The following is an 18,108-nucleotide window of genomic DNA, read 5'->3' as shown; positions in this document are numbered from 1 at the left end:
GACCGGGCCCCGGTCTGCGCCGGGGAACCGAAAGGCCCATGTCGAGGCGATTGGGAAGGATTGGCGGCAATGCGGTGGAACGTGGCGGGAACGCTTGACGGCGGAGTCCCGCCGCGCGATTAACCGGGCCGCACCCCTGAAAATCTGGAGGCTGGGCATGGCGTCCCGGGCACAGGCGCCGCTTTGGCGCGAGACGATGAAGGCCGGCGCGCGCCGCAGCGGCGCGGTGATCGGCGGAGCCGCCCTGTTCCTGGGCGTACTGGCGCTCGGCGTGGCGCTGGGCAGCTATCGACCGACCGATCCGTCGCTCAACACGGCGGCGGCCGGCCCCGCGCGCAACTGGATGGGCGAGCCCGGCGCGTGGATCGCCGACCTGCTCTATGCGCTGCTCGGCCCCGCCGTGTGGCTGTTCCTGCCGATCGGGCTGATCGTCGCCTATCGCCTGCTCAAGGATCGGCCGACGGGCAATTGGGGAACGATGTTCCGCGGCGTCGGCATCGGCGTGATCTTCGTCGCCACGGCGCTCGCCTTCTTCTCGTCGGACGCGGTGCTCTCGCTCACCGGCGGCTGGGGCGGCGTGGCGGGCCTGAGCATCGCCGGGCTGTTCAACTGGCTGATCGGCCTTGCGGGCGATCCGGCGATCGGCTGGTGGGCGGGGCGCGGCCTGGGCCTGGTCTGCGGGCTGATCGGCCTGTTCATCTGGTGGCGCAGCCTCGATTTCTCCCTGCCCGAGCGCGTGAGCCTGCCGAGCATCCCCAGCCTCAAGGGACCGGCCAAGGCGCCGCTGCTCGGCGCGCCCGAGAAGGAAAGCCGCGACTTCGCCGAGCCGAAGATCCGCGAGGGCCGGGAGCCGCGCAAGACGGTGGTGCCCGACAACCGCCCCGGCCCGGTGATCGCCGACCGCAACCTCACCCCCTCGCCTGCGCGGACCAAGCCGCCGACCCAGACCAGCCTCGACTTCAAGGACAGCTATCAGCTGCCCTCGATCGAGCTGCTCAAGGCACCGCCGGTCAACAAGAATGCCGGGATCGACAAGGCGGCGCTGGAGCGCAACGCCCGGCTGCTCGAAAGCGTGCTCGACGATTTCAACGTGAAGGGCCAGATCGTCGAAGTGCGGCCGGGGCCGGTCGTCACCATGTACGAGCTCGAGCCCGCCGCGGGCATCAAGGCGAGCCGGGTGATCCAGCTCGCCGACGACGTGGCGCGCAACATGTCCGCCACTTCGGCACGCATCGCGACCATCCCCGGGCGCAGCGTGATCGGCATCGAGCTGCCCAATGCGGCGCGCGAATCGGTCAACCTGCACGAACTGGTCGCCAGCCAGGCCTTCGAGGACCAGGGCGCGACGCTGCCGCTGGTGCTGGGCAAGAACATCGCCGGCGATCCGGTGATCGCCGACCTGGCGCCGATGCCGCACCTGCTCGTCGCCGGCACCACCGGCTCGGGCAAGTCGGTGGGCCTCAACTGCATGATCCTCTCGCTGCTCTACCGGCTCACGCCCGAGCAGTGCCGGATGATCATGATCGATCCCAAGATGCTCGAGCTGAGCATGTACAAGGACATCCCCCATCTGCTCGCCGACGTGGTGACCGAGCCGGCCAAGGCGGTGCGCGCGCTCAAATGGGCAGTCGAGCAGATGGAGGACCGCTACCGGATGATGGCGCACGCCAATGTCCGCAGCCTCGCTTCGTTCAACGACAAGGTGCGTCAGGCGAAAGCGAAGGGCCAGAAGCTCGGCCGCAAGGTGCAGGTCGGCTACGACCCCGACACCGGCAAGCCGATCTACGAGGAGGAGGCGCTCGACCTCAATCCGCTGCCGCAGATCGTGGTGATCGTCGACGAGCTCGCCGACCTGATGATGACCGCCGGCAAGGAAGTGGAATTCCTGATCCAGCGCCTGGCGCAGAAGGCGCGCGCGGCGGGCATCCACCTGATCATGGCGACGCAGCGCCCCTCGGTCGACGTCATCACCGGCGTGATCAAGGCGAACCTGCCGACCCGCCTCTCCTTCTACGTCGCCAGCAAGATCGATTCGCGCACCATCCTGGGCGAGCAGGGCGCCGAGCAGCTGCTGGGCAAGGGCGACATGCTCTACATGCCCGGCGGCAAGCAGATCGTCCGCGTCCACGGCCCCTTCGTCAGCGACGACGAAGTGCAGGCAGTGGCCGATCATTGGCGATCGCAGGGGACGCCCGAATACATCTCCGCCGTCACCGAGGAGCCCGAGGATGGCGGGTTCAGCCTCGACGGCGCGCCGGAGGGCGACGATTCGCCGGAGGATCAGCTCTATCGCCGCGCGATCCAGCTGGTGGCGGAGAGCCAGAAGGCCTCGACCTCCTGGCTGCAGCGCCAGCTGCGCGTCGGCTACAACAGCGCCGCCCGGCTGATCGAGCGCATGGAAAAGGACGAACTCGTCTCGCGCCCCGATCATGTCGGCCGGCGCGAAGTGCTGATGGATACCGACGGCCGACAGCTCTAGACGGGATCGGAAACTGCATCTGGCGGGTTCAGGGGACATTCAAGCCCGCCCCGCCAGGGCATTCGGCCGCAATTTCGGAGAATCACACGTGTTTGCACGGCCCCTCGCCCTCAGCCTCGCCCTTGCAGCGCCGGCCCTGGTCTCGGCGGCACCTGCGCCGGCCGATGTGCTCGCCCAGGTGCAGCAGCATCTCGAAGCGGTAAGCTCGATGACTGCCGACTTCGCGCAGACCGATCGCAACGACCGCACGCTCACCGGCACGATGACGCTGAAGCGCCCCGGCAAGATCCGCTTCCAATATCAGAAGGGCGTGCCCCAGCTGATCGTGGCGGACGGCCGCAGCCTCTATTTCATCGACTATCAGGTGCGCCAAGTCGAGCGCTGGCCGATCGGCAACTCGCCGCTCGCCGTGCTGCTCAATCCCAAGAAGGACATCGCCAGGTTTGCCAAGGTGATCCCCACCGGGAGCGACCAGCTCGTCTCGGTGGAAGTGCATGATTCGGATCACCCCGAATATGGCCGCATCACGCTGGTCTTCCAGAAGAACGCCGCCGCGCCGGGCGGGCTGATGCTCCAGGGCTGGGTGGCACTCGATTCGCAGAACAACCGCACGACGATCCGCCTGTCGAACCAGCAGTTCAACACCAACATCAGCGACGGAGCGTTCCGCTGGAACGATCCGCGCCGCCAGGGCCCCCGCTGAAGCTGAACATCGTTCATGCTGGCGACAGGTTGACCAGCCTAGAACCTGTCTTGCGGATGTGAGGGCGTACCCGGGATTTTCCCCCTGTTGCTCGGGATCTTCACACCCCGCCTGCGTGACGAACGCTAGGTCGGCCCTCGTTCCATTGCCCCCGGAGCGAGGGCCTTTCCTTGTCTGGCGCCCCCCACTGGTGCGGAGGCGAAACACCCCCTAAATCCCGCCCGATGAAGATCGCTTCCTGGAACATCAACTCCGTCCGCTTCCGCATCGAGATCGTCGAGCAGTTCCTGCGCGAGGAAGCGCCGGACATCCTCTGCCTCCAGGAAACCAAGGTGATCGACGGGGATTTCCCCGAGGCGCCCTTCCGCGCCCTGGGCTATGACCATGTCATCAAGCACGGCCAGCGCATGCATCACGGCGTGGCGATCATCGCCCGCGTGCCGGTGGTGGAGGACGACCGGTTCGACTGGCAGGCAAATGGCGAGGCCCGGCACGTTGGCGTGCGGCTGCCGGGCGGCGTGCGGCTGGAGAATGTCTACGTCCCCGCCGGCGGCGATGTTCCCGATCGGGAGGTGAACCCGAAATTCGGCCAGAAGCTCGATTTCCTCGAGCGGATGATCCGCTGGTCCCAGGAACTGGACGTCCCTTCGATCCTGACCGGCGATTTCAACGTCGCGCCGCTGGAGAGCGACGTGTGGAGCCACAAGCAACTGCTGGACGTGGTCAGCCACACACCGATCGAAGTGGAGACACTCGCCCGGTTGCAGGCGGCGAACGACTGGATCGATCTCGGCCGCCATTTCATCCCCGCCCCGGCGCGCTATTACAGCTGGTGGAGCTACCGGGCGAAGGACTGGGCGGCATCGGATCGCGGACGCCGCCTCGATCACATGTGGGCAAGCCGCGACGTCGCCGCCAAGGCGACCAGCCACAAGGTGTGCGAACCCTGCCGCTCCTGGCTCAAGCCTTCCGATCACGTCCCCATCATCACCGAGTTCGACCTTTGAGTGCGCAGGCCGCCGCCCGCGCCGTCGACGCGCTGCGCCGGGGCTGGCCGATCGCGATCGGCGATCTCGCCCTGCTCGCGGTGGAGACCGCCGATGCGCCGCGGCTGGCGGCGTTCGACCAGGCCGGCCGGGCCGACCTGCTGCTTTCCGCCGGGCGCGCCGCCACGCTCAAGCTCGCCAACCAGCGCGATGCCGCCACGCCGGACGCCCCGGTGCTGGTCGAGCGTGCGCCCTGGCTCGATTTCGACACCGCCACGGCGCTGGCCGATCCGCAATTCGATCTCGCCACGCCGTTGAAGGGCCCGTTCCGCGCACTTCCGCTGGCCGAGCCCGGGCTGGCCGCCGCAGCCCTGCGCCTCGCCCGGATCGCCGGGCTGCTGCCGGCCTTCTTCGTCCGCCGTGCCGCCGGCGAGGAAGCGATCTCGCCCGCCGATATCGATGCGCACGAGGATGCCGATCGCCTGCGCATCGTCGCGCGTGCGCGGCTGCCGGTGGCGGACGCCGAGGACAGCGAGATCGTCGCCTTCCGCACCGACGAGATGCCCGGCGAGCATGTCGCGCTGCTGATCGGCGAGCCGAACGGCCAGCCGCCGCTCGTCCGCCTGCACAGCGAATGCCTGACCGGCGACGTGCTGGGCAGCCTCAAATGCGATTGCGGGCCGCAGCTTCAGGCGGCGATTCGCGCGATTCGGGAAAGCGGCTGGGGAATCCTGCTCTATCTCCGCCAGGAAGGGCGCGGGATCGGGCTGATCAACAAGCTGCGCGCCTATGCGCTGCAGGACCAGGGCTTCGACACGGTCGATGCCAATACCCGGCTCGGTTTCGCAGTGGACGCACGCAACTTCGCCACGGCGGCGAAGATGCTGTCGCTGCTCGGCCAGCACCGGGTGCGCCTGCTGACCAACAATCCGGACAAGGTGGCGTCGCTGGAAGCGGCGGGGATCGGGGTGGCCGAGCGCGTGCAGCACTTCCTGCCGCCCAATCCGCACAATGCCCGCTATCTCGCCACCAAGCGCGACCGGACGGGGCACCAGTTCTAGGCGCATGTCCGCAGCCGAAGCCGCCCTCCGCAATGCCATCGAGGAAGCGTATCGTGCCTTTGCGGATGTTCCGGCTCCACAAAAGCTGGAGGCATCGCCGCTGCGGGACGCCGACGCGACCCTGCGCACGCTGACCGCCTCCCCCTTGCGGCGGCTCGGCGACGAGCAGATCGGTCCCTATTCGGGCTGGGCGATGACCACGATGGGCGACGCGCGCGCATATCGCCATTTCCTGCCGCGGATCCTGGAGCTTTCGGTTGCGCGCGCCGGCTGGCTGGGCGCGGAACCCGTGATCATGGCCGACAAGCTCGCCATGGCGGGCTGGCGCGACTGGCCGGCCGATCAGCAGCGCACCGTCCTGGGCTTCTTCCACGCGGCGTTCATGGTCTCGCGGGCCCGGCATCCGGAAGAAGACGAGCAAGCGAACCTGTGGCTGGCGGCGCTCATCACCCTGGGTGAGCCGCTAGCGCCGCTGTTCGAGGCCTGGTGCACCGAAGCTTCGCCCAATGCCGCGCTTCAGCTCGCACTGTTCATCCAGCGGGAGGGAAGGCAGCTTCATCGGCACGGCGAGGTGCGCGGACCATTCTGGAATGGCGTGGACGTGATCGAGCGGCGGGCGCTCGCCCAGCTGCTACGGTCCGGAGAGACGAGGGCGCTTCTGGAATCCGCCCTGGCGCGAGTCGCCGGGGAAGATCGATGGCTCCTTGGCACCGCGCTGGCCGAACTCGAGCGGAAATTCTGATGCGCTACTTCCTCGATACCGAGTTCAACGGCTTTGGCGGGCCGCTGATTTCGCTGGCGCTGGTGCCCGAGGATGGCGGGGCGCCCTTCTACCAGGCGCTCCGCTGCCCCGATCCGACTCCCTGGGTGGCCGAGCATGTCCTGCCCGCGCTCGATACCGTGCCGATCCCGCGCGCGGAGATGAGCCGGGCGTTCGCCGCCTATCTGGGCGACGATCCCGATCCGGTGCTGGTCGCCGACTGGCCCGAGGACATCGCCCATGCCGCGACTTTGCTGATCGCGACGCCGGGACACCGCCATCCGATCGACCGCATCCGCTTCGAGCTGTGCGACCCCCTGGGCTTCGACAGCGCGGCGGCGAGCAGCCGCCCGCACAATGCGCTCGCCGATGCGATAGCGTTGCGGAACTATCTGCTCGCCCGGGAAGCGAAGGAACTCTAGGGCGAATCGCGCTGCCGGTGCGGAGTCAGGCGATCAGCCGGGCGACTTCGTCGAAATCATGCGCGATCAGCTGCACCCCCAGCGCGCGCAGGCGCTCGGCATGATCGGGCGCACAGTGCGAGCCGGCGCACAGGCCGATCACCTCCGCTCCCGAAGCGACTGCGCCGGTGACGCCGACCGGGGAATCCTCCAGGATCACGCAGCGTTCGATCGGCACGCCGATCGCCGCGGCGGCATGGAGATAGAGATCGGGCGCCGGCTTGCCGCGCGTCACATGCTCGCGGCCGCTATAGATATGGTCGCCGAACGCGGCGCGGACGCCAAGATGCCGCAAATGCCGGTCGATCCATTCGGTGCTGCTGGAAGAGGCGATCGCGCGCGCGAGGTCGGCGGGCAGTTCCTCGACGAAGCGGATCGCGCCGGCAACCGCGGGGAGGCCCTCCGCCAGCACGCGCGCATCCTCTTCGGCACGGGCGGCGTGGAAGCCCTCGGGGATCGCACGGCCGATCCAGCGCTCGATCGCACCGAGAAAGTCCGTCCCCGACAGCCCCATGAAGTTCGCCATCGAATCCTCGGGCGTGGTCGGATGGCCGATGCTGGTCAGATAGGCCGCGATCTGCCGGTTGCCCGCCGCTTCGCTTTCCAGCAGCACGCCGTCGAAATCGAACAATATGGCATCGTACTTCACGCGCGCGCTCCGAACAGGGCCGTGCCGACGCGGACATGCGTCGCGCCGATCGTCACTGCCGTCTCGAAATCGCCCGACATGCCCATGGAGAGCCCGCCCAGGCCATGGTCGCGCGCGATCTTGGCGAGCAGCGCGAAATAGGGAGCGGCCTCGAGATCGAGCGGGGGCACGCACATCAGCCCCTGGACGGGGAGATCGGCGGCACGCGCCTCGGCCAGCAGCGCAGGAAGCTCAGCCACGGCACAGCCGCCCTTCTGCTCCTCGTCGCCGATATTGACCTGGAGGAAGCAGGCCGGGCGCTTGCCCGCCTTGTCCATCGCCCTGGCGAGCGCCTGGACCAGCGACGGGCGGTCGACCGAATGAATCGCATCGAACAGCGCGACGGCGTCCTCGGCCTTGTTCGACTGGAGCTGGCCGACCAGGTGGAGCGCGATGCCGGAAGTCGCCTCGCGCAACTTCGGCCATTTGCCTTCGGCTTCCTGCACGCGATTCTCGCCGAACACGCGCTGGCCGGCGGCGATCAGCGGCGCGATCGTCCCGGCATCGTGCGTCTTCGAGATGGCGATCAGCGTCACCGCGTCGGCGGCGCGTCCGGCGGTCTTCGCGGCCCGCACGATTCGGGCGCGCACATCGGCAAGGCGCTGGCTGGCTTCGTCTATCGGCATGGCTCGCGCTATAGGCAGGGCGATGCGCCACCGCCACCCCCTCCCGCGCCTTTGGCTGATGACCGACGAACGCATGGGCGACGCGCTGTGGGACGCGCTGGAACGGCTGCCGCGCGGCGGCGGCGTGGTGTTCCGGCACCATGGCCTGACTCCGACCGAGCGCCGGGCCCTTTTCGCACAGGTGCTGAAGGTGGCACGGCGGCGCGGGCTGGTGCTGGTGCGTGCCGGCGGGCAGCCGATGCGCGGCGAATCGGGCGTGCACGGGCGGCGCGGCCGGGGAATCCGCACCGCCCCCGCGCATGACCGCCGCGAGGCGATCGCGGCATTGCGAGCGGGCGCCCAGGCACTGTTCGTCTCTCCGGTCTTCCCGACGCGCTCGCATCCCGGCGCGCCGGCGCTTGGCCGGGCGCGCTTCGGATCCCTGATACGCGGGCTCGACGTGCCGATGATCGCACTGGGCGGGATGGACGCGCGCAAGGCCAGGAGCCTCGAACGGCTCGGGATTCACGGCTGGGCAGCGATAGACGCCTGGACGAAGGCGAAAGGCTAGTCGCCGGAAATGCCGGCGCGCATCGGATCGACGCTCGCGGCGTCAGAAGCGGAAGGCAGTGCCCACATAGACAGCCTGGCTGTCGCGGCGGCTCTCGTTGAGCTTGGGCAGGCGATCTTCCTCGCTGCGATAGCGGACGCCCGCCGTCACATCGAGATTGCGCGTGAGCGAATAGCTGCCGCCCACGTCGATGGAATAGCTCGGCTTGTCGCCGATCAGCACCGGCGTGTTGGCCAGCGGCCGATCCGCCGACGCGCTCAGCCGGCCGGTAAGGCGCTTGCCCGTGTAGCTGATCCCGATATCGGCGCGCTCGCGGCTGCCCGGCTGATCGACCAGCTCGACGCGCGTGACGTCACCCGAGACGGCGAGACGCTTCCAGCCGACCGAGACGCCGAGATTGTACGAGATCGGCGCCAGATTGAACGGCGCGGCCGTCGCAACGGCTTCGTGCGTCACATCGCGGCTGCGCATCGCACGGCTCGAGCTCGCACGGACCGCGACAGTGACGCCGCGGCTGGTACCGCGCGCTTCGGCCGGCGTGAAACGGAAGCTGCCCTCGGGCAGGCCCGAACGGGCGAGTACCGCGGCGAGCTTGGGATCCGCCGCGGCGGGCGTGAAGATGCCGATGCCGGCGCGTGCCGGCACCGCCGCACGCTTGGCCGGAACGATGCGATCGGCTCTATTGGTCTGCGCCTGAATCGCCGGCGCGAGCAGGAGACCGGCAGCGCAGAGCGCTCCCAGTGCAATTCCCGTTCTCGTCCGTCCGACTCGCATCGTCATGCATCCTTAGATGATGTCGCCTACCATGATTCGGAACCAAGGTTCCACCGGTGGCACAAATTTCGTGACGGTGTTGCACCAGACCCACAGAATCCGCTTGCGAAGCCGTTAACCATCCGCATTCGCACCGCGCGAATCGGCTCATGCTTCCCGCCTTGCTCCCGCCACATGCGCCACTATAGATGCTCCCCGACTTTTCTCGCCTGGTAGGAATGTGACGATGAACCGCCTGTTGCGCACCGCGATCCTGGGGTCGCTCGCTCTTTCGATCACCGCGTGCGGCGGTCATAACAAGCGCCCCGGGGCCGATCTCGCCGCTTCGAAGATCACCACGATCGGCGTCAATTCCTATCTGTGGCGCGCCAGCCTCGACACGCTGAGCTTCATGCCGCTGCTCCAGACGGACTCGAACGGCGGCGTGATCGTGACCGACTGGTACGTCAACCCCAATGTCCAGACCGAGCGGATGAAGGTGACCGTGACGATCCTCGACCAGGATCTGCGCGCCGATGCGCTCCGCGTCGCGGCACTGCGTGAAGTCAACCGGGGCGGCGCCTGGGTCGCTGCGCCGGTCCAGGCCGCGACGGTGCAGAAGCTCGAGGACATCATCCTCACCCGCGCCCGCGACCTGCGCCGCGCCGCGGTCGCCACCGATTGATGCCAAGCCGCGGTCCAGCACCGCGCCAAACTTGCAGGAACTGACTTGTCGCGCTTCAACCCGTTGAAGGCGGACGCTGCGTGGCAGAAAGTGTGGGAAGAGAACCGCACCTTCGCCGCGCGTGACGATTCGCCCAAGCCCAAAAGCTTTGTCCTCGAGATGTTCCCCTATCCTTCGGGGCGCATCCATATGGGCCATGTCCGCAACTACACGATGGGCGACGTGCTTGCGCGCTTCCGGCGGATGCGGGGCATGGAAGTGCTCCACCCGATGGGCTGGGACGCGTTCGGCATGCCCGCCGAGAATGCCGCGATGGAGAAGAAGGTCCATCCCGGCAGCTGGACCCGCGCCAATATCGCGACGATGAAGGCACAGCTGAAGCGCCTGGGCTTCGCGCTCGACTGGACCCGCGAGCTCGCCACCTGCGAGCCGGACTATTATGGCCACGAACAGGCCATCTTCCTCGATTTCTTCGAGAATGGCCTGGTCTATCGCAAGGAATCGGCAGTCAACTGGGACCCGGTCGACATGACCGTGCTCGCCAACGAGCAAGTGATCGACGGGCGCGGCTGGCGTTCGGGCGCGTTGGTCGAGCGGCGCAAGCTCAGCCAATGGTTCCTCAAGATCACCGAATTCGCCGACGACCTGCTGACCGGCGTCCAGGCGCTCGAGCATTGGCCGGACAAGGTGAAGCTGATGCAGGAGAACTGGATCGGCAAGTCCGAGGGCCTGCAGTTCGACTGGACGCTTTCGGACGGCGACAGCATCGAAGTCTACACGACTCGGCCCGACACCATTTTCGGGGCGAGCTTCATCGCGGTGGCCGCGGACCATCCGATCGCGCAGAAACTGGCCGCTTCGAACCCCGAAGTTCGCACGTTCATCGAGCGGTGCAAACAGGGCGGCACCACCGCGGCCGAGCTGGAGACGCAGGAGAAGCTGGGCTTCGATACCGGCCTCACCGCCACGCATCCCTTTGATTCTACTTGGAAAGTCCCGGTCTACATCGCCAATTTCGTGCTGATGGACTATGGCACCGGCGCCGTGTTCGGCGTGCCCGCGCACGACCAGCGCGACTTCGAGTTCGCGAGCAAATATGCGCTCCCGATCCGTCGCGTCGTCTCGGAAGGCGACAAGACCGCGCCCGAATTCCACGATGCCGAGGCCTATACCGGCCCGGGCACGCTGGTGAACTCGCACTTCCTCGACGGGATGGACGTCGCCGACGCCAAGCGCGCGGTGATCCAGCGCGCCGAGGATGGCGGCTGGGGCAAGGGCCAGACGGTATGGCGCCTGCGCGACTGGGGCGTGAGCCGCCAGCGTTATTGGGGCACGCCGATCCCGATCATCCATTGCGAGGGCTGCGGCGTGGTCCCCGCCCCGCGCGAATCGCTCCCGATCACCCTGCCCGAGGACGTGTCGTTCGACATCCCCGGCAACCCGCTCGACCGGCACCCGAGCTGGAAGCATGTCGACTGCCCGAAATGCGGCGCCCCCGCCCGGCGCGAGACCGACACGCTCGACACCTTCGTCGATTCCTCCTGGTATTTCATCCGCTTCGCCAGCCAGCCCGCCGACCGGCCGTTCGACAAGACCATTGCCGAACAATGGCTGCCGGTCGGCCAGTATATCGGCGGCGTCGAGCACGCGATCCTGCACCTGCTCTATGCGCGCTTCTTCACCCGGGCGCTGCGCCATATCGGCAAGCTCGACGTGGCCGAGCCGTTCGCCGGGCTGTTCACCCAGGGCATGGTGACGCACGCCAGCTACTATCAGATGGAAGAGCATGACGGGCTGGAGCGGAAGGCCTATTTCGAGCCCTCCCAGATCTCGCGCCGCGGCGACGGCACGGCCTATCTGACCGAGACGGGCGCGGACGTGATCGTCGGCCGCATCGAGAAGATGTCGAAGTCGAAGAAGAACACCGTCGATCCGACCGAGATCGTCGACCAATATGGCGCCGACGCCACGCGCTGGTTCATGCTCTCCGACAGCCCGCCCGAGCGCGATCTTGAGTGGAGCGAGAGCGGCATCGAAGGCGCCTGGCGCTTCGTGAATCGTCTCTGGCGGCTGTTCGAGAGCCTTTCGGACGGCGAAGCCGGCGCGGGCGAGGACAAGGAACTCGACAAGCGCCTGCACCGCACCATCGCTGGCGTGGCCGAGGATGTGGAGGCGCTGGCGTTCAACAAATCGGTCGCCAAGCTCTATGAGCTGGTCGGCGCGATCGAGAAGGCGCAACCTTCGGCGTCCAGAACGCATGCGATCCGTACGCTTGCACGCATCGTCGCGCCGATGGTGCCGCACATCGCCGAGGAAGCCTGGGCCGCCATGGGCAATCCGGGCCTGATCGCCGATGCCGAATGGCCCGCCGTGGATCCGGCGCTGCTCGTCGACGACGAAGTGACGATCGCCGTCCAGGTGAATGGCAAGCTGCGCGATACGCTGCTAATGCCGAAGGGCGCGGCCAAGGATGTGATCGAAGCCGCGGCACTTGCCAGCGACAAGATCGTTCGATCGCTCGAAGGCAAGCAACCGAGGAAGGTGATCGTCGTGCCCGATCGTCTGGTGAATATCGTCGCATGAAGCGGATAGCGCTCCTCGCCGCCGCCGCGCTCGCCCTTTCTGGCTGCGGCCTCCGCCCTCTCTATGGCGGCGGGCCCGACGGCCCGGTGCGCTCCACGCTTTCCGCCGTCGAGGTGGCGCCGATCCAGGGCCAGTCGGGCTGGCTGGTGGCCAATGCACTCAAGGACCGGCTCGACCATAACGACGCCCCTGCCCGCTTCCGGCTCGAAGTGACGCTGGACGATCAGATTGCGGGCCTGGGTGTGGGGCGCGACGATTCGGTTGCGCGCGAGCGGCGGACGCTGCGGGCACGCTACCGGCTGATCGACCTGAGCAACGGCAATGTCGTGCTCGACGCCACCGCCGGCTCCGACGCCGGCATCGACGTGGTCGGCAGTGAATATGCCACGATCGCGGCCGAAAAGAGCGCACTCGAACGGCTTTCGGGCATCGTCGCCGACCAGATCGTCGCCCGCGTCGCCCGCTATGCGCAGGCCGCGCCCGGGACGGGCAGCCAGTGAAGGCCAACGCGACGCAGATTCGCGCCGCGATCGAGAAGCTCAACCCCGACACGCGGCTCTATCTGTTCCATGGCCCCGACGAAGCCGGCGCCGCAGATCTCTCCGCCAGGCTGGGCCAGGCGCTCGGCCCCGATGCCGAGCGGATCGACCTGGACATGAAGGCCCTGCGCGAGCAGCCCGGCCGGCTCGCCGACGAGGCGGCATCGCTCTCGCTGTTCGGCGGCGTGCGCTTCGTGCGCGTGCTCGGCGTGGAGGAAGGCGCCGCGGAAGCGATCGGGCTGCTGCTGAACGCGGAGCGCGCCGGCAATCCGGTGGTGGCGATCGGCCCCGGGCTCAAGGCAAGCGGCAAGCTCGTCAAATCGGTGATCGCCGCACAGAATGCCTATGCCCATGCCTGTTACGTGCCCGAGGGCATCGACGCGACCCGCCTCGCCGCCAATGTCGCGCGCGAGCATGGCCTCCGGCTCACCGGCGACGTGCCGCAACGGCTCGCGCTCGCCACCGGAGGCGACCGCGCGATCCTGGCACGCGAGGTCGAGAAGCTGGCGCTCTATCTCGACGCCGCGCCGGATCGGCCCAAGGACGCCGATGGCGCGGCACTTGATGCGATCGGCGCCGACCTCGGCGATTCCGACCTGAGCGATGCGATCACGGCCGTGGTCGACGGGCGCGTCGGCGATATCGGCACCGAGCTCGCCCGGCTGGGCGAAGGCATCGGCGTGCCGCTGATGCGCCAGCTCGCCCGGCGACTGCAAGCCATGGCCGAGATGCGGATCGACCTGGATCGCGGCGGCGATATGGACGAAGTTCTTGAGAAACATCGTGTTTTCTTCCGAGAAAAAGCCGCGACCGGCCGCGCGCTGCGCCGCTGGAACGGTGTGCAGCTCGCGCGTGCGATCGATCGGGTGCGCGAGGCCGAACGCGCGATGATGCATTCCGGCAGCGCCGGTGAAGTGCTCGCCGAAGCCGAAGCGGTGACGATTGCCCGCCAGGCGGCACGCGCGAAGAGCTAGCCACCTTCCCCAAAGCAAATGGCGGCCCCGAAGCAAATGCCGGGAGAGTGTCGATGCTGGCCGGGCCCGATACCGGCGGTATCGCCAGGCCCCTCCCTTTCCCGGGAGGAAGATCGGCTCAGATCCGCTCGCCGCTCAGCCGCTGGCATACCATGTCGAGCTGGTCGAGCGTCGAATAGGAGAGCGTCAGCGTGCCCCCCTTGGCACTGTGCGCAATCTTCACGTTGAGGCCGAGTACGTCGCCCAGCTGGTGCTCGAGCGCCATGATATCGGCATCGCGGATCTTGGGATCGGCCTTGCGCTTCGATCCCGGCTTGGCATGCCGCGCGAGCTTCTCGGTCTCGCGCACCGACAGGCCCTTGGTCGCGACGTCGCGGGCAAGCTTCTCCGCGTCGGGCGCGCCGATCAGCGCGCGGGCATGGCCCATGTCGATATCGCCGACCAGCACCATCTGGCGCACGCCCTCGGGCAGGTCCAGCAGGCGGAGCAAATTCGCGATATGGCTGCGCGACTTGTGGACAAGCTTGCCCAGCGCCTCCTGGCTGTGCCCGAACTCGCGGATCAGTCGGGCATAGGCCTCAGCCTCTTCGATCGCGTTGAGATCCTGGCGCTGGATATTCTCGACCAGCGCGATTTCCATGGTCTGGGCATCGTCGAAATCGCGGACAATGACCGGAACTTCGTGAAGCCGCGCGCGCTGCGCCGCGCGCCAGCGGCGCTCCCCGGCGACGATCTGGTAATTATGGCCCGTCGGGCGAACGACGATCGGCTGGATCAGGCCACGCTGCTTGAGCGACTGGGCCAGCTCCTCGAGCGCATCCTCGTCGAAATGGCGGCGCGGCTGGTCCGGGTGCGGCACCAGCGAGCTGACCGGCAGCATCCGCACGCCCGATCCCGCTTCGGGCGTTCCCGTCACCGGCGATTCGGGAACGGCATCGCCCAGCAGGGCGGAGAGCCCGCGGCCAAGGCCGGGGCGGGGCTTGCGATTGGCGTCGGTCATGCGGCCTTCTTGAGCTTGGGCAGGCGATCAATCACTTCGCGGGCGAGCGCGATATAGGCTTCCGAACCAGGGCAGCGGTGATCGTAGATCAGCGCCGGCAGACCGTGGCTCGGTGCTTCGGACAGGCGGACGTTGCGCGGAATCACCGTGTCGAACACGACACGGCCGAGCACCGCGCGGACATCGTCCGAAACCTGATCGGTCAGGCGGTTGCGGCGATCATACATGGTCAGAACCACGCCGAGAATCGACAGGCCGGGATTGAAGCGGCTGCGGATCCGCTCGACCGTGCTGAGCAGCTGGCTTAGCCCCTCGAGCGCGAAGAACTCGCACTGCAGCGGCACCAGCAGTGCGTGCGCGGCCACCATCGCGTTGATCGTCAACAGGCCGAGCGAGGGCGGGCAATCGATCAGGATCACGTCCCAGCGATTGGCATGGTGGCGCGCGATCGCCGCGTCGAGCCGATGGGTGCGCGCCTCGAACTCGATCAATTCGATCTCGGCGCCCGACAGGTCCTGCGTCGCCGGGACGATATCGAGCCCCGGCACCTTGGTGGAGGTGGCGACGTCCTCCAGGTTCACGTCGCTGACGAGCAGATCATAGCTCGAATGCTCGCGCTCGGCACGGGTGATCCCCAGGCCGGTCGAGGCATTGCCCTGCGGATCGAAGTCGATCAGCAGCACGCGCTGACCGGTCGCGGCGAGCGCCGTGCCGACATTGATCGCCGTGGTGGTCTTACCCACTCCACCCTTCTGGTTGGCGATTGCGATGCAGATCATCTGGGGCGTACCTTTCGCGCGACCACGATACCCGATTCCGGCTGCGTGATGCTGGGTTCCACGTGAAACGCACCCTGCCATTTCGCACGCGCCGCTTCCACCTCCGATTGCGCGCTTCGCCCCTTTGGCAGCAACCAGATTGTGGATGATTCGGCGCAATGGGCCGCAGAGCGGAACAAATCGGGCAGCGCCGCGACGGCGCGAGCGGAAATGATCGCGGCCCTGTGCTTCGGCTTGCAGGTCTCGACCTTGCAATGCTCGACAATGGCCCGGTCGGCAATACCGAGCGCCTGGGCGGCAGCGCGGAGAAACTCGACGCGGCGAATGCGAGGCTCCACCATCACCACCGGGCGATCGATCAGCAATGCGACGACCAGGCCCGGCATGCCGGCGCCCGTGCCGATGTCGAGCCAGACGCCCTCCCCGGCTTCCTCGGCGAGCGGGATGAGTTGGGCCGAATCGACGAAGTGGCGCGTCCAGAGCGCCTCGAAGGACGCAGCGGAGATCAGGTTCTGCCGGGCTGATTCTTCGCGCAGGATCGCCCCGAAGCGCTCCAGCAGCGTTCCACGTGGAACACCGAAGCGATTCTCGATCCAGTCTCGGGCGTCGTCTTCGGTCATGCGGCGCGCCGTTTCGCGTGCAGGAGGATCGCTGAGAGCGCCGCAGGCGTAATGCCGCGGATACGCGCCGCCGCGCCGATGGTGGGCGGGCGCGAAGCCGCGAGCTTCTCGACCATTTCGTTCGAGAGCCCGGCAATGGCGGCAAAATCCAGGTCCAAGGGTAGCTTCACGGCATCATTGGCGCGCAGCTGGGCCACTTCGGCCTCCTGGCGCTCGAGATAGGGGGCATAGCGGGCATCCTCGACATATTCGGCGAGCAGCGTCGGATCGGCTTCGGGCTGGACACCGAGATGCTCGAGCTCGACGCCGGGGAAGCGCAGCCATTCGCGCGCCGGACGGCGAGCGCCATCCTGCGCGACGGGCGCACCGCGGCTGCGCAGCATGCTGGCCGTTCGCTCCGCGGCGAACGCCCGATCGAGCGCCGCCCGGCCCCGTTCGCGCGCAGCGAGCCAGGCAAGCCGCTGGGCGCTCAGGCATCCCAGACCGGCGGCAATCGCTCCGAGGCGCGTGCCGGCATTGTCGGCGCGCAACCGCAGCCGGAACTCGGCGCGGGCCGTAAGCATACGATACGGCTCGGTGACGCCCTGCAGGACGAGATCGTCGACCATGACGCCCAGGTAGGAGGTAGCGCGATCAAGGATCAGCGGCGCGAGCCCGCACGCGTGCGCGGCGGCGTTGAGCCCGGCGACAAGGCCCTGCCCCGCCGCTTCCTCATAGCCGGTGGTGCCGTTGATCTGTCCGGCGCACCACAGGCCCGGAATCGCCGGCAACCCCAGCCCGGCGTCGAGCACGCGTGGATCGATATGGTCATATTCGACGGCGTAACCCGGGGTAACGATCACGGCGCGTTCGAGCCCGGGGATCGAAGTGACCATCGCGACCTGCACATCGACCGGCAGCGAAGTCGACATGCCGTTCGGGTAGATCAGGTGCGTATCGAGACCCTCGGGCTCGAGGAAGATCTGATGGCCGTCGCGATCGCCGAAGCGGTGGATCTTGTCCTCGATCGAGGGGCAATAGCGCGGGCCCTGCGCATCGATCGCACCGGTAAACAATGGCGACCGATCCAGCCCCGCGCGGATCGCGTCATGCGTGGCATGGGTGGTACGCGTGACGCCGCAATGGAGCTGGGGCAGCGTCCGGCGCGGCGTGAGCGGCGACATGGTCCAGGGATCGGCGTCCGAAGGCTGCTCTTCGATCCGGGCCCAGTCGATTGTCCGGCCATCGAGGCGCGGCGGCGTGCCGGTCTTGAGCCGCGCCATGGGCAGGTCGAGCGCGCGCAACTGCTCGGCGAGGCGGATTGCGGAGCCCTCCCCCACGCGGCCGCCGGTCTCCCGCTCCTCGCCACGGAAGATGCGGCCGCCCAGGAACGTGCCGGTGGCAAGCACCACCGCATGGCAGGACAGCAGCGTACCATCGGCGAGGCGGACGCCGGCAACCGCTCCGTTCGCCAGCTCTAATGCTTCGGCTTCCCCTGCCACAAGCTGGAGGTCAGGCTGCTGGGCCAGCATCTTCTGGATCGCGGACGCATAGCGGACTCGATCCGCCTGGACGCGCGGGCCCTGCACCGCGGTGCCCTTCGACCGGTTGAGCATGCGATAATGGATGCCCGCCGCGTCGGTGGCACGGCCCATCAGCCCATCGAAAGCGTCGACTTCGCGCACCAGATGGCCCTTGCCCAGCCCACCGATCGCCGGGTTGCACGACATCGCCCCCAGCTTCGTGAGATCGAAGCTGAGCAGCGCCGTTCGCGCGCCGCGGCGGGCCGAAGCGGCAGCCGCTTCGGTGCCGGCATGCCCGCCGCCGATGACGATGACGTCGAAATCCATTGACCGCGCGCTACAGAAAGCACGCCGCCACG

General features: G+C 67.8%; 18 protein-coding genes. 11 read left to right on the top strand and 7 right to left on the bottom strand.

What is annotated here, in order from left to right; translation table 11 throughout:
- The first annotated feature begins 157 nt into the window (after positions 1–157).
- From FFS08_RS02210 to FFS08_RS02185, 6 genes are all read left to right on the top strand, one after another.
- Positions 158–2,479, top strand: coding sequence for a DNA translocase FtsK (locus FFS08_RS02210; RefSeq protein ID WP_137862809.1), 2,322 nt, complete (start codon positions 158–160; stop codon positions 2,477–2,479).
- 88 nt (positions 2,480–2,567) lie between these two features.
- Positions 2,568–3,182 carry a LolA family protein gene (locus FFS08_RS02205; RefSeq protein WP_137862810.1) on the top strand — a complete coding sequence of 205 codons (615 nt, stop codon included), beginning with the start codon at positions 2,568–2,570 and terminating at the stop codon, positions 3,180–3,182.
- Between the two features lie 224 nt (positions 3,183–3,406).
- Positions 3,407–4,189 carry an exodeoxyribonuclease III gene (locus tag FFS08_RS02200; protein WP_137862811.1) on the top strand — a complete coding sequence of 261 codons (783 nt, stop codon included), beginning with the start codon at positions 3,407–3,409 and terminating at the stop codon, positions 4,187–4,189.
- A complete protein-coding gene (gene ribA / locus FFS08_RS02195; RefSeq protein ID WP_137862812.1) occupies positions 4,186–5,229 on the top strand; it encodes a GTP cyclohydrolase II in 1,044 nt (347 codons plus the stop codon). The genes FFS08_RS02200 and ribA overlap by 4 nt, the downstream gene beginning before the upstream one ends.
- On the top strand, positions 5,180–5,971 hold the full coding sequence (locus FFS08_RS02190) for a hypothetical protein (protein ID WP_137862813.1): 792 nt from the start codon (positions 5,180–5,182) through the stop codon (positions 5,969–5,971). The genes ribA and FFS08_RS02190 overlap by 50 nt, the downstream gene beginning before the upstream one ends.
- On the top strand, positions 5,971–6,411 hold the full coding sequence (locus FFS08_RS02185) for a 3'-5' exoribonuclease (RefSeq protein ID WP_137862814.1): 441 nt from the start codon (positions 5,971–5,973) through the stop codon (positions 6,409–6,411). Before FFS08_RS02190 ends, FFS08_RS02185 begins: the two co-directional genes overlap by 1 nt.
- A 25-nt stretch (positions 6,412–6,436) precedes the next feature.
- Here the strand turns inward: FFS08_RS02185 and FFS08_RS02180 are convergent, their stop codons facing one another.
- Entirely contained in the window at positions 6,437–7,099 is a 663-nt protein-coding gene (locus FFS08_RS02180; RefSeq protein ID WP_137862815.1) for an HAD family hydrolase, read from the bottom strand.
- A complete protein-coding gene (locus tag FFS08_RS02175) occupies positions 7,096–7,764 on the bottom strand; it encodes a YggS family pyridoxal phosphate-dependent enzyme (protein WP_137862816.1) in 669 nt (222 codons plus the stop codon). The genes FFS08_RS02180 and FFS08_RS02175 overlap by 4 nt, the downstream gene beginning before the upstream one ends.
- Before the next feature lie 58 nt (positions 7,765–7,822).
- On the opposite strand from FFS08_RS02175, the gene FFS08_RS02170 reads away from it, so the two are divergent.
- Positions 7,823–8,314: a thiamine phosphate synthase gene (locus FFS08_RS02170; RefSeq protein ID WP_249341089.1), complete on the top strand. Its 492-nt coding sequence runs from the start codon at positions 7,823–7,825 to the stop codon at positions 8,312–8,314.
- A 42-nt stretch (positions 8,315–8,356) separates the two neighbouring features.
- Here the strand turns inward: FFS08_RS02170 and FFS08_RS02165 are convergent, their stop codons facing one another.
- A complete protein-coding gene (locus FFS08_RS02165) occupies positions 8,357–9,094 on the bottom strand; it encodes a hypothetical protein (RefSeq protein ID WP_171012426.1) in 738 nt (245 codons plus the stop codon).
- 220 nt (positions 9,095–9,314) lie between these two features.
- Between FFS08_RS02165 and FFS08_RS02160 the strand changes: the two genes are divergently transcribed.
- The 4 genes from FFS08_RS02160 to holA all read left to right on the top strand — a co-directional run bounded on the left by FFS08_RS02160 (position 9,315) and on the right by holA (position 13,848).
- Positions 9,315–9,752, top strand: a complete 438-nt coding sequence (locus FFS08_RS02160; RefSeq protein WP_137862818.1) for a DUF3576 domain-containing protein — start codon at positions 9,315–9,317, stop codon at positions 9,750–9,752.
- A 90-nt stretch (positions 9,753–9,842) separates the two neighbouring features.
- Positions 9,843–12,335 (top strand): leucine--tRNA ligase, encoded by a 2,493-nt coding sequence (gene leuS, locus FFS08_RS02155; protein WP_502701997.1) that lies wholly within the window; start codon positions 9,843–9,845, stop codon positions 12,333–12,335.
- Positions 12,332–12,835 (top strand): LPS assembly lipoprotein LptE, encoded by a 504-nt coding sequence (lptE, locus tag FFS08_RS02150; RefSeq protein WP_137862820.1) that lies wholly within the window; start codon positions 12,332–12,334, stop codon positions 12,833–12,835. The genes leuS and lptE overlap by 4 nt, the downstream gene beginning before the upstream one ends.
- Entirely contained in the window at positions 12,832–13,848 is a 1,017-nt protein-coding gene (gene holA / locus FFS08_RS02145; RefSeq protein WP_137862821.1) for a DNA polymerase III subunit delta, read from the top strand. Before lptE ends, holA begins: the two co-directional genes overlap by 4 nt.
- A gap of 118 nt (positions 13,849–13,966) precedes the next feature.
- Here holA and FFS08_RS02140 read toward each other — a convergent pair whose 3' ends face one another.
- From FFS08_RS02140 to mnmG, 4 genes are read right to left on the bottom strand one after another with little or no spacing between them, the layout of a single operon-like run.
- Positions 13,967–14,848 (bottom strand): ParB/RepB/Spo0J family partition protein, encoded by an 882-nt coding sequence (locus FFS08_RS02140; RefSeq protein ID WP_137862822.1) that lies wholly within the window; start codon positions 14,846–14,848, stop codon positions 13,967–13,969.
- Positions 14,845–15,627, bottom strand: a complete 783-nt coding sequence (locus tag FFS08_RS02135) for a ParA family protein (protein WP_137862823.1) — start codon at positions 15,625–15,627, stop codon at positions 14,845–14,847. The genes FFS08_RS02140 and FFS08_RS02135 overlap by 4 nt, the downstream gene beginning before the upstream one ends.
- Positions 15,624–16,247: a 16S rRNA (guanine(527)-N(7))-methyltransferase RsmG gene (rsmG, locus tag FFS08_RS02130; RefSeq protein ID WP_137862824.1), complete on the bottom strand. Its 624-nt coding sequence runs from the start codon at positions 16,245–16,247 to the stop codon at positions 15,624–15,626. Before rsmG ends, FFS08_RS02135 begins: the two co-directional genes overlap by 4 nt.
- On the bottom strand, positions 16,244–18,076 hold the full coding sequence (mnmG, locus tag FFS08_RS02125) for a tRNA uridine-5-carboxymethylaminomethyl(34) synthesis enzyme MnmG (RefSeq protein ID WP_137862825.1): 1,833 nt from the start codon (positions 18,074–18,076) through the stop codon (positions 16,244–16,246). The genes rsmG and mnmG overlap by 4 nt, the downstream gene beginning before the upstream one ends.
- Positions 18,077–18,108 lie beyond the last annotated feature (32 nt).

The organism is Sphingomonas sp. 1F27F7B, from assembly GCF_005503355.1.
GTDB lineage: Bacteria > Pseudomonadota > Alphaproteobacteria > Sphingomonadales > Sphingomonadaceae > Sphingomonas.
Note: the sequence above shows the minus strand (reverse complement) of the source record. Positions and strands in the feature narration are given on the sequence as shown.